Consider the following 15,347-nt stretch of genomic DNA (forward strand, 5'->3'; position numbering starts at 1 on the left):
TTACCTCCTTTTTTTATATGAGAAACGGATAAGATAATGGAAGTTTTTAGATAGGGAATAGTTGAATGTCGACACAACAAGCATTGAATTTCTTACATCAAGTTTCCCCTTTTTCGTCATTGAATGACAAGGTGTTGGCAACCATTGCAGATGCGATGGATGTGGTGTATTTTGCTTTGGGTTCTCAGTTAGAAATAACGCAATCGCAGAGCGAAAAGCAAAATGGCTACTTATATTTTGTGATTAAAGGCCATGTGGCTGAGTACGATGCCGAGCAACAACAACGAGCCGTCTATGGACACAATACTTTTTTTGGGGAAGCCACCTTATTACAAAAAGAAAGCTTTCTTCGCTATGAAGTCATTGAAGAAGCGATTCTCTACCGATTACCTCAGTCGGTATTTATCGCGTTGTTGGAGCAACCCAATATAGAAGGGTATTTCGTAGACGATATCCTAACCAAACTCAATCGATTGCAGTCTCAACGCCAAGCTGAGGCGTCCAGTGATGCCTTAATGGGGATTGTTTCCGATGCGCCTTGGCAGAATTTAGTAGTGGTGTCCGCTGAACAGTCGATTCGTGATTGTGTTGAACAAATGCACAAACAACAAACCGATGCGAGTGTGATTGAACAACCGGATAACGAACCGGGTATTGTTACCTCGATTGATTTATTAAATGCCCTGGCTTTAAACGAACACCAGCTTGATGATGCTGTGGGCCCGATTGCAAATCGACCTTTAGTTACCGTGCATCAACTCGATTATTTATTTAACGCCTTACTCAAGATGACAAAATATCGAGTTAACCGGTTGGTGGTGCGTTCAGATGAGGAATTGATCGGTGTTTTGCATCAAAAAGAGTTGATGAGTGTCTTTGCTAATCAGTCTGGATTGGCGGTTGTGAAAATCCAACAGGCGCAAACGGTGGCAGATTTAAGAGCAGTGGTTGACGAAATTGACCGCCTTGTTATTCATTTAAATAACCGAGGGGTAAAAACCCACTATATCGCAAAATTAGTCAATGAATTACACCGTAAATTAATTCAAAAAGTCTTTGAATTGCTGACAATTGATAGGCCTGAGGTACAGCAGGGCTGTTTGATGGTGATGGGCAGTGAAGGGCGTGCTGAACAGGTAATTCGAACCGACCAGGATAATGCCTTTATTCTGCCAGATTCCGTGCAAAAACACCCAGGCCTGGGTGTTTTCATGCAACAATTCAGCCAAGCTTTAATTGATTTAGGTTTTCCTCGTTGCCCTGGCAATATTATGGTTTCAAATCCAGAATGGTGTTTAACCTTGTCTGAGTTTAAACAGCAATTGCGGGATTGGTTAAACCACCCCACGGCAGACACGCTAATGAAAGTCTCGATTTTATTCGATGCCGAAGCGATATTGGGCGATGCCAACTTATTAGCCGAACTCAAGCAAACGCTGTTTAAATGGGTCGCAGCCAACCAACATTTCTTGCCGCATTTTGCCAAGCCAGTGTTGATGTTTGATACGCCCATTAACTTTTTTGGTCATTGGGTTAAAGAGAAACCATCCGGTCAGGCTCAAATTGATCTTAAAAAAACCGGTATCTTTCCTATCGTGCATGGTGTGCGGTGCTTGGCTTTAAAGCATGGCATCACTAAAACCAATACCCATTGGCGCATTAAAGCGTTAATGGATATGGGCGTTCTGGACGAGACCTTTGGTTTTGAATTGGGAGAGGTGCTTAATTTTATGAATACCTTGCGGCTGGAAGCCATGATCGTGCAGTTAAATTGTGAAAAAACGCCTGACAATCTCATACAGGTGACGCAATTGTCCTCATTACAACAAGATTTACTTAAGGATGGTTTTAAAGTGGTCAGTCGGTTTAAACAACGAATTGATCACCAGTTTAAGGTCAGTGCGGTGTTGTAAATGTTAAAAAAATGGCGACGAAATTGGCAGAAAAAACGCCTAAAAGATCCGAGTTTTCAGTTTTTATTTGAAACGCCCCCCGATGAGGATCTGGTGTGTTTTGATTGTGAAACCAGCGGACTGAACCCGAAAAAAGATGTATTGATTTCATTAAGTGCAGTGAAAATTCGTGGTCAAAGCATTTTGACCAGCCAGGCCTTAAATCTAACCTTTTCTCAAGCGCAACCCATTTCGGAAGCCAGTATTAAAGTACATATGATTCGTAATCAAGACACATTAACCGGACTGCCACCACAGCAAGCGATACAACAGTTTTTGCAGTTTATTGGGAGTCGACCATTAGTGGGGTACTATTTAGAATTTGATGTAGCAATGGTCAACCAAGTTATTCGACCCTGGTTAGGAATTCAGTTACCGAACCCACAAATTGAAGTATCAGAGCTGTATTATGATCTAAAATTTTCTCAGCAGTCGCATGCTATTCCGCAGCCTGCCATCAATTTATCCTTTCAAACCATTTTAGACGATTTGAAAATTCCAAATTTCGGCCAACATGATGCCTTTAACGATGCATTGATGACCGCACTGGTTTATTTAAAACTCACTCAACTCAAGTGAGAAATTTAGATGGTAACGCCATCTTTACCATTATGTTTGGTCTGATACAGTTTTTCATCGGCTAAGGCGATGGTTCTTTCATAGTCGGGGTGACCGTCAAATTCGGCTATGCCGATAGAAATGGTTACTTTGAGTTGCCGACCATTTCTGATAGAAACGATCATTTTACGAACTTTGTCGAGCATTTTTACCGCAGCTTTCTGAGCATTCTCTAAGTTGGTTTCAGGCAGTAAAATCAAGAATTCTTCGCCGCCATAACGAAAAGCATAATCGGTAACGCGTAAGGCGTTTTTTAGTAATCGGCCAATCATTGACAAAACCTCATCTCCCGCTTGATGACCGTGGATGTCGTTGATGTGTTTGAAGTCATCAATATCGATCATCATTAAGCTAAATGGGGTTTCAGTGCGCATTGCCATTTGCGATTCATTTTGTAAAATCGGGTCAAGAAAACGACGTTCAATTAAAAATGTCAATGAATCTTCTCGGGTTGAGGTTTCAATATTGGCATTGGCAATCTGCGATAACATCCAGCCAGATTCCTTGGTCAGGTCGCTGATAGTTTTAAGTGCCTGATTTCTGTGTTCAGGGTCATTGTTTTTAATGGCGGTGAGTTCGGACTGTATGGCGGTGAGGTTGGCTTGGATTTTTTGTGTAGTGCTGGATTCCGCACAAACAAAATTCAATTTATGTCGAATCCATAATGCAAAATCTTGTTGATGGATATCAAAGTAAGTTGATGAGGGGTTTTCAAATAACAAAGCCCCCATGAATTGGCTTAACCAACCGTAAAAATCGCCTTTAATGCGTTCAATCTCAATGGCCAATTCTTGCGCTGTGGAATGGCTTCGAAATTCTTGAGCCGTGCGCTCATTTTGTAGGTGACCTTCCATATAGGATTCATTGATTAAACTTAAGCTGGCATCCAAAAGTTGATCCATTAATGGAATAAAACGCAGTTTATCACTGTCTGAATAGTCAGGGCTTGCACTGAGCGTTTGGTAGAGCACCTGCTTAATAATATTCATTGCGCAATTTACCAGCGACATTGGAACGTCTACTCGAGTATGAACAGCTCCGACATGGCGTTGTGTTTGTACAATTTCAACACGGGCTTCAGGTGTCATTTTGGGTGTTAGGGTTTGTAAAATCCATTTTTGGAGTTCTGCTTTAAGTTTGACCTCAACTAATTCATTGGAAATATAAGGCTGGCTCTTTGGATCCGAAAGCAAAACGTCGTAAAAATGATCGGCACATTCAGCGGTAGTATCAGTTATAAGCGGGGAGAAAAGTGATAATAATTGATTGTTTTCATCCGTATAGAAATTGCCAATATAGAATTGCTGAAGAGTGTTCATTGCGGAGCGCCTTATTTTTCGAGAGTCATTGTTTTTTAGATAAGTGATAGATAACTCACATCCTAAATCGAATCTGCTATTTAAACGGTTGTTGCATTAGATCAAGCTAGCCTATCAATTTTTAAGAGCACTGTTTGATGAAATTGCACAGGAACGGGTGTTAAAAAAGCAAAAATTGAACGACATCAAGTTCAATAAGGTATTGATTTGGCAGGGTGCGTTTTTTGTCTTTCAGCGGATAGGGATGACTGTGGTAAAATACCGTGAATTAATTTTTTAAAAAGGATGCAAAGACGATGTTAGAAGCTTATCGCCAACAGGTTGCCGAACGTGAAGCAGAAGGGATTCCCCCTTTACCAATGGATGCAGAGCAAACTGCACAATTGGTGGAGTTGATTAAAAACCCGCCTGCTGGAGAAGCCGATTTTGTACTCGATTTATTTGAAAATCGTGTTCCGCCTGGGGTGGATGAAGCGTCTTATGTTAAGGCCAGCTTTTTGGCAGACATCGCAGCTGAAAAAGTAGCTGTCGACTTGATCTCACCTGTAAAAGCGGCGTTCTTATTGGGAACCATGCTGGGTGGCTATAATGTGCAGCCTTTGATTGCGTTGCTAGACAGTGAAAACGCTGAAGTTGCTCAAGAATCGGTTAAAGCCTTGTCAAAAACCTTATTGGTTTATGAGGCATATCATGATGTGGTTGAAAAAGCGAAGACTAATGACTATGCGATGCAAGTATTGAAGTCTTGGGCAGAGGCGGAATGGTTTTTATCTAAGCCCAAAATGCCAGAGCAAATCACGGTTTCCGTATTTAAAGTAGAAGGGGAAACCAATACCGATGATCTTTCGCCGGCGACCGCTGCCTGGTCGCGTCCCGATATTCCATTACATGCCAAAGAAATGCTCAAGTCGCGAATGGATGATGTTGATGGTGTGATTGCGGATTTAGAAGCTAAAGGACATCCAGTTGCCTATGTTGGCGATGTGGTTGGAACGGGTTCTTCTCGTAAATCAGCGATGAACTCGGTGATGTGGTTTTTTGGGAATGACATTCCTTTTGTGCCAAATAAGCGTCAAGGTGGTGTGGTATTGGGTGGCAAAATTGCCCCAATTTTCTTTAATACCGCTGAGGACTCTGGCTCTTTACCCATCGAATGTGATGTAAGCCAAATGAATACTGGCGATGTGATTACCATTTATCCCTACGAAGGTAAAATTACCAACGAAGCAGGCGAAACCATTTCCACGTTTGAATTGGCTCCTGAAACCATGCCGGATGAAGTTAGAGCTGGCGGTCGTGTGCCATTAATTATCGGGCGAGGGCTCACCGACAAAGCGCGTCGAGCTTTGGATTTACCGCCTTCGGATGTCTTTATTCGTCCAACTGATAAGTCCCAAGCGGCACATGGCTATACGCTGGCACAGAAAATGGTTGGTAAGGCTTGTGGTATCGAGGGTGTTCGCCCTGGCATGTATTGTGAACCACATATGACCACTGTTGGCTCTCAAGATACCACCGGAGCCATGACCCGTGATGAAATGAAAGAACTGGCCTGTTTAGGGTTCTCTGCCGATTTAGTGATGCAATCATTCTGTCATACGGCAGCATACCCAAAACCGGTTGATATTAAATTACAACATTCTTTACCTGACTTTATGACCCAGCGTGGCGGGGTGGCTTTACGTCCTGGTGATGGCGTGATTCACTCTTGGCTTAACCGTTTGTTATTACCCGATACGGTCGGTACGGGGGGGGATTCTCATACCCGTTTCCCAATGGGGATTTCCTTTCCAGCAGGGTCAGGCCTGGTTGCTTTTGCAGCCACTTTAGGGGTGATGCCGTTAAATATGCCTGAGTCGGTATTGGTACGTTTTAAAGGCGAAATGCAACCAGGTATTACGCTGAGAGATTTGGTGAATGCCATTCCTTATCAAGCGATTCAAGAAGGCTTATTAACCGTTGAAAAGAAAGGCAAACAAAATATTTTCAATGGTCGAGTGCTTGAAATTGAAGGCTTGGAGCATTTAAAAGCGGAACAGGCTTTTGAATTGTCAGATGCTTCTGCAGAAAGATCTGCAAATGGCTGCGTGGTTAAATTAGGTGAAGAGTCAATCATTGAATATCTGCAATCCAATATCGCTTTGATTAATTGGATGGTTGAAAATGGTTATCAAGATGCAAAAACCTTATTACGCCGTCGTGATGAAATGCAGGCATGGATTGATAATCCAGCCTTGTTAGAAGCCGATGCAGATGCAGATTATGCTGCGGTTATTGAGATTGACTTGAACACCATTAAAGAACCAATTGTGGCTTGTCCAAATGATCCAGATGATGTGAAGTTGTTATCTGACGTCGAAAATACCAATATCGATGAAGTCTTCATTGGGTCTTGTATGACCAATATCGGTCACTACCGAGCGGCGGGGAAAGTATTAGAGCAAATGGGCAATGTGCCCACGCGTTTGTGGATTGCCCCTCCAACTAAAATGGACGAGCATCAATTAATTGAAGAAGGTTTCTACAGTATCTTTGGTAAAGTCGGCGCGCGTACTGAAATGCCAGGCTGTTCTTTGTGTATGGGGAATCAGGCTCGTGTTGCAGATGGCGCAACCGTGTTTTCAACCTCAACACGCAATTTCCCGAATCGCTTAGGAAATGGGGCTAATGTATATCTTGGGTCGGCGGAACTGGCCGCTGTTTGTTCGGTATTAGGTCGTATTCCAACAAGGTCTGAATATTTAGATGCGGTTAGGTTGTTGGATACCATGACAGGCGATGTCTATCGTTATTTGCAATTTGATCAATTGCCAGACTACAAAATAGAATCTCCTAAGACGTTATCAGAAATTGCGGTTGCTGTCGGCTAACAGTCGTATTAGATCGCTTTAAAAATAAAACCGCTTGTCAGACTCAAACTGGCAAGCGGTTTTTTATTTTATGAGAAGTTTGTTACTTTAAAGTGGTTAGATACAGACTTAGCTGAGTTGCGGTTTGGGCTGCGAAGTCACCCATAAACTGTTCCAGCAAGCTTTTTTCGGATTCATAATAACGCGTGTTGGTTTGCGTTAATAACTCGCGTTGGACATAGCCCATATCGCCTAGCCCATCGATTAATCCCAATTCAATGGCTTCATCGCCCAGCCATACCAAGCCAGTGTAGGTGTCTTTGGTTTCTTTTATGCGGTTACCACGGCCCGCGCGAACCGTTTCAATAAACTGTTGATGTGTTCTTTCCAAAACGCGTTCCTTAAAGAACTGACGTCCTGCCTCATCCTTTGGTCCCATTGGGTTAATAAAGGTTTTATGATCGCCAGCGTGCATCGAGCGGTTTTCAATGCCCAATTTTTCCATTAATTCGGTAAAACCTAATACGTCCATTCGTACACCGATAGAACCGATTAATGAGCCTTTGTTGGCATAAATTTCATCAGCGGCAACGGCAATATAATAACAACCTGAGGCACACATATCCTGTACCACTACATACACAGGTTTGTTGTAGAGGGTTTTGAGTCGAGTGATTTCATCATTAATGAGTGCAGATTGTACTGGGCTGCCACCGGGTGAATTGGCATTGATAATGACCGCTTCAGAATCGGGATGTTTAAACGCCTTTGCCAATAACGGATTTAAGGTGTCGGCACTGGTTTGGCTACCAGGCATAATCGGACCTTGTAAATTGACAATTGCGACATGCTTGGCGGTATTAGTCGGTGCCTCATCAGCAAATTGCCCCGTGAAAATCGCAATTGAGCCGATTAGGTAAATAATGACTGCCAGTTTTAATAAATTTGACCAACGTCGGCTCGAACGCTCTTGTTTAATAAAGGTTTCAGCTGCGCCTGCAAGGCGGTCTAAGCCGTCATTTTGATCTCTCACCTGATTCTCCATTGACAAACGATTATAATAACGGGGCACTTTGTTATGATGCGTAATCGCAAAGCTGTCCGCATTTAGTTTTTAAAAAGAGATTTATTTTACCTTATATGTCTGAACAATCCGAAAGCCAATTTGACATCAATGCCTTTTTAAAACATTTAACGGAGCGTCCGGGCGTATATCAAATGCTCGATACCGACGGGCAAATCATTTATGTGGGCAAAGCCAAAAACTTAAAGCGGCGGGTGTCGAGCTATTTTAAAAAGCGTCATGCAGAGATCAAAACTGAAGCTTTGGTTGCGCAGGTTGCGCGAATTGAAGTGACGGTGACTGATACGGAATCTGAAGCGCTCATTCTTGAAAATACGCTAATAAAACGTCATAAACCAAAATATAATATCTTATTTCGAGATGATAAGTCTTATCCCTATATCTTTGTTTCTACAGCAAAAAAATACCCTGCTTTAAGTTATCATCGCGGTGCGAAACGGCGAGTCGGCCGCTATTTTGGTCCTTTCCCAAATGCTTCAGCGGTTCATCAAACCTTACAGGCTTTGCAAAAGATTTTTCCTGTGCGTCAATGTGCAGAAAGTGTTTTTAATCACCGGTCTCGGCCTTGTTTGCAATATCAGATCAAACGGTGCTCTGGGCCTTGTGTAGCGGGGTTTGTCACAGACGAAGACTATGCAGAAGATGTTCGTCATACACTGGCTTTTTTAGAAGGGAAAAGTTTTGAGGTAATTGAGTCTTTGGGTGAAAAAATGCAGCAGGCATCAGAAGCTTTTGAGTTTGAAAAAGCAGCTGTTTATCGTGATCGCATTTCAGCACTTAGAGCTGTTCAAAGCCAACACTTGATTAACCAGCCGGGTAATCAAGATTTAGACGTAATTGCTGTTGCCGAAGAGGCCAATATGGTTTGTGTGTCCTTAATGATGTATCGGGGCGGCAATCTCTGGGGGAGTCAAAACGAATTTCCTAAGCATGTGACCGATGCATCGATAGATGAAATCCTCACGGCGTTTATCACTCAGCATTACACAGATTTTCCAATACCGAATCGCGTTCTGGTGTGTGACAAGCTGGCTGATCAGTCAGCGTTACAAAATTGGTTAACTGAGAAAAAACAGCAAAAAGTTCAACTTCGTCAAGCTAGCTCTCAAACCGATAAAGGCTTAATGAAACTGGCAGACACCAATGCGAAGTCAGGATTGAAGCAACAATTAACTCAGAAGGCCTCACAAGCACAGCGAGTTTCTGCGCTGCAAGAGGTCCTGAGTTTGGCTGCCGCGCCAAATTGGATGGAATGTTTTGATATCAGTCATACTCAAGGTAATCAAACTGTTGCCAGTTGTGTGGTCTTTAAAGAAGGCGTGCCTGACACAAATGCCTACCGTAAATTCAATATTGAATGCATTCAAGGCGGTGATGATTATGCTGCCATGCATCAGGTACTGACGCGGCGTTATCAGCGCTTAAAAGCCGAATCAGAATCCTTTCCTGACTTAATCGTGATAGATGGCGGTAAAGGACAGTTAAATCAAGCGATAGATGTCTTAAAGCAGTTGGATTTGGATTATCTTCCTTTGGTTTCCGTGGCAAAAGGCGAGGGGCGAAAAGCAGGCTTAGAGATTCTATACACCCCCAGCAATCAAGCAGGGATTGATTTAGAAGCTGATAATATCGCGCTTCATTTGCTTAACCATATCCGTGATGAATCTCATCGGTTTGCCATTACCAGCCACCGCAGCCGTCGTCAGAAGGCACAAACCCATTCACGTATTGAAGACATTCCAGGCGTGGGTGCCAAAACGAGACAAAAACTATTAACGCATTTCGGCGGGCTCGCTGATGTCAAAAATGCCGCCGTTTCAGAGTTACAGAAGGTGCCCGGCATCAGTCCTAAGATTGCTCAATCCATTTATGATTTTTTTCATGGTGAACTTTAACCCCAACTGTGCGAGCAGTATGGTAATATTTTGCGTTAATTCAGAATGTTGTCACAGACAACCCAAAAAGATAATTTTATGACGTTGCAATCTATTCCTATGATGATGACCTGGTCTCGTGTCATCTTAATCCCTGTTTTTTTAATTTGCTATTATGCGCCTATTGAAGACGCGCGTTTTTGGGCAGGCCTAGCTTTTATGATCGCTTCCATTACCGATTGGTTTGATGGCTATTTGGCACGTAAACTCAATGTGAGTAGTAAGCTGGGCGCCTTTTTAGATCCTGTCGCCGACAAGCTGATTGTAGCCGCTGCGGTGGTGGTGGTTGCTGTGGAATATCAAAACTTATGGGTGAGCTTGTCGGCGATTGTTATTATGATGCGTGAAATCAGTATTTCGGCACTGAGAGAATGGATGGCTGAAAATAATGCCAGAGATGTGGTTGCAGTGTCCGGCCTTGGCAAAGTTAAAACAGCTTCCCAGCTTGCCGCATTAACTTGGTTACTCTATGGTGGTGAACTTTGGGGAGTAAACTGGGGGGCATTAGGGTTTCCTATGCTGTATTTTGCAGCTATTTTGACCGTGGTTACTTGGGTGCAATATGCCAAAGCGGCTTATCCAGTGTTATTAGAAACGGTCTCAGAACAAAAAAACTAAACCGATTCTTTTTCACACGTAAGTGAAAGATTCATAGAATCATAGTCTTAACATTCACCCATCGGAAAAATGACAAAAAACGCTGTAAAAAAGCGATAAATATGTCATAAAAAAACTTGTATTTTTTCTGCCAGCCCCTATAATACGGCCTCATTATGTTATGCGGGAATAGCTCAGCGGTAGAGCACAACCTTGCCAAGGTTGGGGTCGCGAGTTCGATCCTCGTTTCCCGCTCCATATGGCGGAATGGCAGAGTGGCTATGCAGCGGATTGCAAATCCGTGGACCTCGGTTCGACTCCGGGTTCCGCCTCCATTATGGTTTTATAACGTAATATCACATTTACTCTGATAATCATCAGAACACCCTGCCCAGGTGGCGAAATAGGTAGACGCAAGGGACTTAAAATCCCTCGGTAGCAATACCGTGCCGGTTCGATTCCGGCCCTGGGCACCATTTATCCTTTTATATCATTCTGATATTTACAAAAAAGCAATTTTTTTTAAAATTCTTAAAAACTAATTTTAGTCTTATTCCGTATCAGGTCAATTCAGTTGTTTTATGAAAAATTTCGGGATAAATCCTGTTATTTCATAATTCTTTAAACCTTCATGACTAAATCTTTATTTACATCAACGGCAGTATAAAAAATCTTCTTATATATAGTTTTCTGACCGGTAAAGAAAATATATTTGAGTTTTGTATCTTTATTAAGGTTTTATAAAAGAAGGATAAGTTATACTTATATCGAAACATAAGCATTACTTTTGCAGAAGCTAATGACTGTAATCGTTTTCTAATTGAATATCCAAATAGGAGCACTGACTATGAAAAAAGATACAAAAGTCAAAATCAATACAACTTCTCAAACAAAGTCTCGATTTACTACGCTTTTCGTAACAGGGATAGCTTTTATCGCAACCAGCTATGCTATTAATGAAAAGTTAGTTCTAGCGAGCTCTATTGCTTAAATTAACAATAAGCCGGCCCTAGAGAAGACTTCTTTCTTCTTTAGCGCCAAACCTCTAGTTTGTTGTTAACAACTTTTCGCGTCGACTCATCTATCTTGGCGGTTGAGTTACCACTCATTTCCCAGACACTTCTTAGTTATTTTCAATGATGAATAACTTATCGATATAACAGATTTTACCAATCTTCAGAAAAATGAATAAGTTCATTGGTATCCTCCTTATCCTTTTCGTAGCCGGATGTGAAAGTCGGTTTTTAACTCTGATCCTAACGAGGCCATCATCTATCTAAAGGCTGAAAGCGTTGCGGTTAAAAGCCAAACTATACTTATACAATGCTTCCCGTTAATAGATCTGCCAGTTCTCCATAATTTGTTTTATCTTTAATAAAAAAACACGCCCAATCATTTTTCAGATATACCACCCAAGTATTGCCACACTTTTTTACGATGTTTGGCATTTCTCGTCGCTTATTTTTACCCCTAAACTGCGTGATCATGTGGCAACCAAGACGTAAAATCCGATACGTGGTTAACATTCAATCCAAAGGATACTTTCACTGTTGTGCTTTGTTCTATTGATAGGGTATCAATAATCGGATGAACATTGAGTTCATCCATCTTTCGAGTTAAATCTGCTGTTGCGAAATTATTCTATTTTTCACAAAGCAACGAGTTTTTGTAGGGTTTTGTTATTAAATTATGCTAATCTGCCGCCTTTTTTATGCAAAGACAATATGTATGTCATTTAAAAAAATCGCATTTGTCGAGCTGATGGGGTGTCAAAATTGGATGGCAGCTCAGGTGACAGGTTTTGTTCGCAAGGCGTGACATATTTTGCATTCAATTGAATTTATACACTAAGGGCTTTAATCGCACGATTCAATTCGATATGGAATGAGTGACAAGCTGGTTTACGTTAAATCAAATACCTTCCAGGCCTGGTGGTTTTTGTTTTGAATTTAGCAAAATTACTTTATCCAGGCGTATTTATACAGTTTGGCTCTCTGTTGGCTGCTAGCAGCTTTCAAATAATATATTAAGGAAATTAAAATTGGATAATGAGTACCAGTTAGATAAGGATGTGGTTATTCTGTCTACCGCTGACTTAGCGGGCAATATTGTTGATTTTAATAAAGGATTTGTTGAGGCATCGGGTTTTACCGAGTCTGAACTAAAAGGCAAGCCGCACAATATTTTGCGCCATCCCGATATGCCAAAGGAAGCCTTTAAGGATCTTTGGCAAACCATTCAGTCCGGCAAGCCTTGGTTTGGGATTGTCAAAAATAAACGCAAAAATGGCGACTATTACTGGGTGGCAGCCAATGCTAGCCCAATTTGTGAAAATGGCAAAATTACAGGTTATGTTTCAGTCCGTTATCCAGCAACGGCAGAGCAAAAGCAGACTGCTTCAAAACTGTATGCAGACATTCGTGCTAGCAAGCAGAAGATGCCTTGGACGCGCCCGGAATCGATGTTGAAACGTCTATTTTCGACTGGGGTTGCAATAGGTATGGGTTTGATCGCGATAGGGTTGTTGGTTGTGCAAACCGGTTTTAACAGCTTGACCGCGCTAGCATTGATTTTAGCTGCGATCAGTTCAGGCGTTATGATTTTCAATCAGTTACGTTCTCAGGCTATTCCAGAAACATTAATGGGGGGGATTGAAGACTTAGCTAATGGACGTTTCAAAGAGCCCATTCAGGATCGTTCTGCGTGGGGGTTTGCTTTAAATATGGTACGTTCAAGGATCGCAGAATTGGCCGCCCGAAATTATGATGCCTTGCAAGCTTCACAAGTTTTAGCAACGGCGTTTGAAGCTGCCAGTACCAACATTATGGTAGCAGACGAAGAATTTACAATTCAACAAATGAACAAAAGCCTAAAGGAAATGTTTGTACGAAACGAGGCTCAGCTCCAGCAAGTTTTACCAAACTTTTCGGTCGAGAAAATCATTGGTTCTAATATGGATATTTTCCATAAAAACCCACAGCATCAGCGTCAGGTGCTCAGTCAGTTAGCAAAACCTTGGACAGCAGAATTAGATGTTGCGGGGCTTGTTTTAAGTCTCACGGTTGTCCCGATTAAGCATGGCGAAAGAACCGTAGGCTATGTTGTTGAATGGCTGGATCGTACTGAAGAAGCAGGTATCTCCAGAGAAATTGTCAGGATTATGGACAAGATGCAACAAGGGAAATATCAACACCGGGTGACTGTTGAGGCTGAGGGTGAGTTGCTGGTTATAAAAAATGCTATTAATAACTCTATGGAATCACTTGAAAGTGCAATGAAAGACATTACCCGAATTGTTGTCGCACAATCACAAGGTGATTTGAGGAATCAGATTACAGCTGATTATCATGGTGAATTGCGCACTCTTAAGGAAGCTGTCAATACTTCGGCTGATAAGTTGGTTGAAGTGATTGTACGGGCAATCGAGTCATCTGATATTGTGAGTTCGGCCGCGCATGAGGTTTCAAGTGGTTCATTGAGTTTAAGCCAGCGCGTGCAAGAGCAAGCGGCAGCTCTAGAGCAAACTTCCGCTACGATGGATGAGATGAGCTCAGCCGTTGAAAATAACACAGAAAATGCACATCAAACCGCTAAAGTGGCGCAAGAGGTGCAAGTCCAGGCCAGCCAAGGTGCAGCGGTGATGAAGCAAACCATTGTCGCAATGAATAGCATTCAAGAATCGAGTCGTAAAATATTTGAAATTGTTGGTTTGATTGATGGCATTGCCTTTCAGACCAATCTGTTAGCATTAAACGCCGCTGTTGAGGCTGCTAGAGCAGGCGATGAAGGTCGCGGTTTTGCTGTGGTTGCTGGAGAAGTAAGAGCCTTAGCACAAAAATCTGCAGCTGCCGCCAAAGATATCAAAGAGTTAATTGATGAAAGCGTCAGTCGTATTGACGACGGTACTAAGCTCGCTTCTCAATCGGAAAAAGTACTTCAGGGAATTAACCAATCAGTACACAGTGTTACTGAAATGGTCAGCCAAATTGCGCAAGCATCAGCAGAACAGTTTGAGGGCATAAAGCAGGTACATCTTGCGATTAACCAAATCGACAGTGCGACACAGCAAAATGCGGCCCTGGTAGAAGAAACCAGCGCCTCTTCGGAAAGTTTAAGCGAGCAAGCACGGTTATTACAGCAAGATATGGCGTTTTTTAATACAGGTGAAAAGTCATCTTTGACTAAGACCTTACCAGACCATTCTTGACAATAAATAATAACCTTATAGAATGAATTGTTTATTTTTTAGCAAAAATACCAAATTCTATAAGTTGTGTTTTTTTATAGGGCAAACCGAAGGGTTTAGTTTAGTAAGAATAATAGTATTAGAAAGTACTGTTTAGATTTGATCTTTTCAAAATTTCAGGACTCTAGTTACTAATGGGTTGTTTCGCGTTACTGATTAGTAATGAAGGTTTTTAAAAAAAGGTAGACAGATAATAATGCAATGGTTAAGAGATTTATCATTACCGAAGAAAATGCTTACTTATGTGAGCGGTATTTTAGCTATTTTATTAATTTTTGGCATTTTTAATATCAAAACAATGAGTGATTTGCAGAAAAAACTTGATTCTGTTGAGCAAGAATATTTACCCAACGCTCTCATTGCTAAAGATATGAAGCGCAATATTGTGCAAATACAACAATGGTTAACCGATATTTCCGCCACCCGGGGAATGGACGGTCTAAATGATGGCTTTGATGAAGCCGCTAAAAGCTATTCTGATGTATTGAACAACTATACCGATTTTAAAGAATTTTACGCTAATAATCCTGCGAAGCTTCAACAACTCAATGAGGTTAAAAGCGCGCTAGATGCTTATTATGCTCAGGGTAAAATAATGGCACAGGCCTATATCGATGGCGGACCGGAATCCGGAAATAAAATTATGGGAAGTTTTGATTCTGCCGCTGAAAAAATGGATAGCCTCGTTACGCCTTTCCTAGATGAACAGGTATTACTGGTAAATGATTCTGTTACCAAGACTAATGCG

Annotated in this window: 10 protein-coding genes and 3 tRNA genes; 11 read left to right on the plus strand and 2 right to left on the minus strand. The window is 41.8% G+C overall.

All coding sequences use genetic code 11. The features are described 5' to 3' along the window. Positions 1–65 precede the first annotated feature (65 nt). Together CYQ88_RS10230 and CYQ88_RS10235 are read left to right on the plus strand one after the other, a co-directional pair. Positions 66–1,913 carry a DUF294 nucleotidyltransferase-like domain-containing protein gene (locus CYQ88_RS10230; protein WP_101841253.1) on the plus strand — a complete coding sequence of 616 codons (1,848 nt, stop codon included), beginning with the start codon at positions 66–68 and terminating at the stop codon, positions 1,911–1,913. Next, a complete protein-coding gene (locus tag CYQ88_RS10235; protein WP_101841254.1) occupies positions 1,914–2,531 on the plus strand; it encodes a 3'-5' exonuclease in 618 nt (205 codons plus the stop codon). 5 nt (positions 2,532–2,536) lie between these two features. Here CYQ88_RS10235 and CYQ88_RS10240 read toward each other — a convergent pair whose 3' ends face one another. Next, a complete protein-coding gene (locus CYQ88_RS10240) occupies positions 2,537–3,889 on the minus strand; it encodes a GGDEF domain-containing protein (protein WP_101841255.1) in 1,353 nt (450 codons plus the stop codon). 296 nt (positions 3,890–4,185) lie between these two features. On the opposite strand from CYQ88_RS10240, the gene acnB reads away from it, so the two are divergent. Continuing rightward, positions 4,186–6,759, plus strand: coding sequence for a bifunctional aconitate hydratase 2/2-methylisocitrate dehydratase (gene acnB / locus CYQ88_RS10245; RefSeq protein ID WP_101841256.1), 2,574 nt, complete (start codon positions 4,186–4,188; stop codon positions 6,757–6,759). A gap of 82 nt (positions 6,760–6,841) precedes the next feature. On the opposite strand, the gene CYQ88_RS10250 is transcribed toward acnB, so the two are convergent. After that, positions 6,842–7,771 carry a S49 family peptidase gene (locus CYQ88_RS10250; RefSeq protein ID WP_233188868.1) on the minus strand — a complete coding sequence of 310 codons (930 nt, stop codon included), beginning with the start codon at positions 7,769–7,771 and terminating at the stop codon, positions 6,842–6,844. A gap of 107 nt (positions 7,772–7,878) precedes the next feature. Between CYQ88_RS10250 and uvrC the strand changes: the two genes are divergently transcribed. The 8 genes from uvrC to CYQ88_RS10285 all read left to right on the plus strand — a co-directional run. Further along, positions 7,879–9,717, plus strand: coding sequence for an excinuclease ABC subunit UvrC (uvrC, locus tag CYQ88_RS10255; RefSeq protein WP_101841258.1), 1,839 nt, complete (start codon positions 7,879–7,881; stop codon positions 9,715–9,717). A 78-nt stretch (positions 9,718–9,795) separates the two neighbouring features. After that, positions 9,796–10,374, plus strand: coding sequence for a CDP-diacylglycerol--glycerol-3-phosphate 3-phosphatidyltransferase (gene pgsA / locus CYQ88_RS10260; RefSeq protein ID WP_199170190.1), 579 nt, complete (start codon positions 9,796–9,798; stop codon positions 10,372–10,374). Between the two features lie 162 nt (positions 10,375–10,536). Continuing rightward, positions 10,537–10,611: transfer RNA gene (locus tag CYQ88_RS10265), tRNA-Gly, on the plus strand. Positions 10,612–10,614: 3 nt separating this feature from the next. Next, positions 10,615–10,688: transfer RNA gene (locus CYQ88_RS10270), tRNA-Cys, on the plus strand. A 54-nt stretch (positions 10,689–10,742) separates the two neighbouring features. Further along, positions 10,743–10,829: transfer RNA gene (locus tag CYQ88_RS10275), tRNA-Leu, on the plus strand. A gap of 371 nt (positions 10,830–11,200) precedes the next feature. Further along, positions 11,201–11,344 (plus strand): hypothetical protein, encoded by a 144-nt coding sequence (locus tag CYQ88_RS11535; protein WP_158236041.1) that lies wholly within the window; start codon positions 11,201–11,203, stop codon positions 11,342–11,344. A gap of 1,050 nt (positions 11,345–12,394) precedes the next feature. Next, positions 12,395–14,560: a methyl-accepting chemotaxis protein gene (locus CYQ88_RS10280; protein WP_101841259.1), complete on the plus strand. Its 2,166-nt coding sequence runs from the start codon at positions 12,395–12,397 to the stop codon at positions 14,558–14,560. A gap of 235 nt (positions 14,561–14,795) precedes the next feature. After that, positions 14,796–15,347: MCP four helix bundle domain-containing protein (locus CYQ88_RS10285; RefSeq protein WP_199170191.1), on the plus strand; the 552-nt coding region annotated here is incomplete at its 3' end.

Origin of the sequence: Hydrogenovibrio sp. SC-1 (genome assembly GCF_002848135.1) — a bacterium.
Taxonomy (GTDB): domain Bacteria; phylum Pseudomonadota; class Gammaproteobacteria; order Thiomicrospirales; family Thiomicrospiraceae; genus Hydrogenovibrio.

What these genes read in the sequence shown, in the direction of transcription:
- acnB (WP_101841256.1), top strand. Translation starts at nt 4,186, where the DNA reads ATGTTAGAAGCTTATCGCCAACAGGTTGCCGAACGTGAAGCAGAAGGG.
- pgsA (WP_199170190.1), top strand. Translation starts at nt 9,796, where the DNA reads ATGACGTTGCAATCTATTCCTATGATGATGACCTGGTCTCGTGTCATC.
- uvrC (WP_101841258.1), top strand. Translation starts at nt 7,879, where the DNA reads ATGTCTGAACAATCCGAAAGCCAATTTGACATCAATGCCTTTTTAAAA.
- CYQ88_RS10240 (WP_101841255.1), bottom strand. Translation starts at nt 3,889, where the DNA reads ATGAACACTCTTCAGCAATTCTATATTGGCAATTTCTATACGGATGAA.
- CYQ88_RS10235 (WP_101841254.1), top strand. Translation starts at nt 1,914, where the DNA reads ATGTTAAAAAAATGGCGACGAAATTGGCAGAAAAAACGCCTAAAAGAT.
- CYQ88_RS10230 (WP_101841253.1), top strand. Translation starts at nt 66, where the DNA reads ATGTCGACACAACAAGCATTGAATTTCTTACATCAAGTTTCCCCTTTT.
- CYQ88_RS11535 (WP_158236041.1), top strand. Translation starts at nt 11,201, where the DNA reads ATGAAAAAAGATACAAAAGTCAAAATCAATACAACTTCTCAAACAAAG.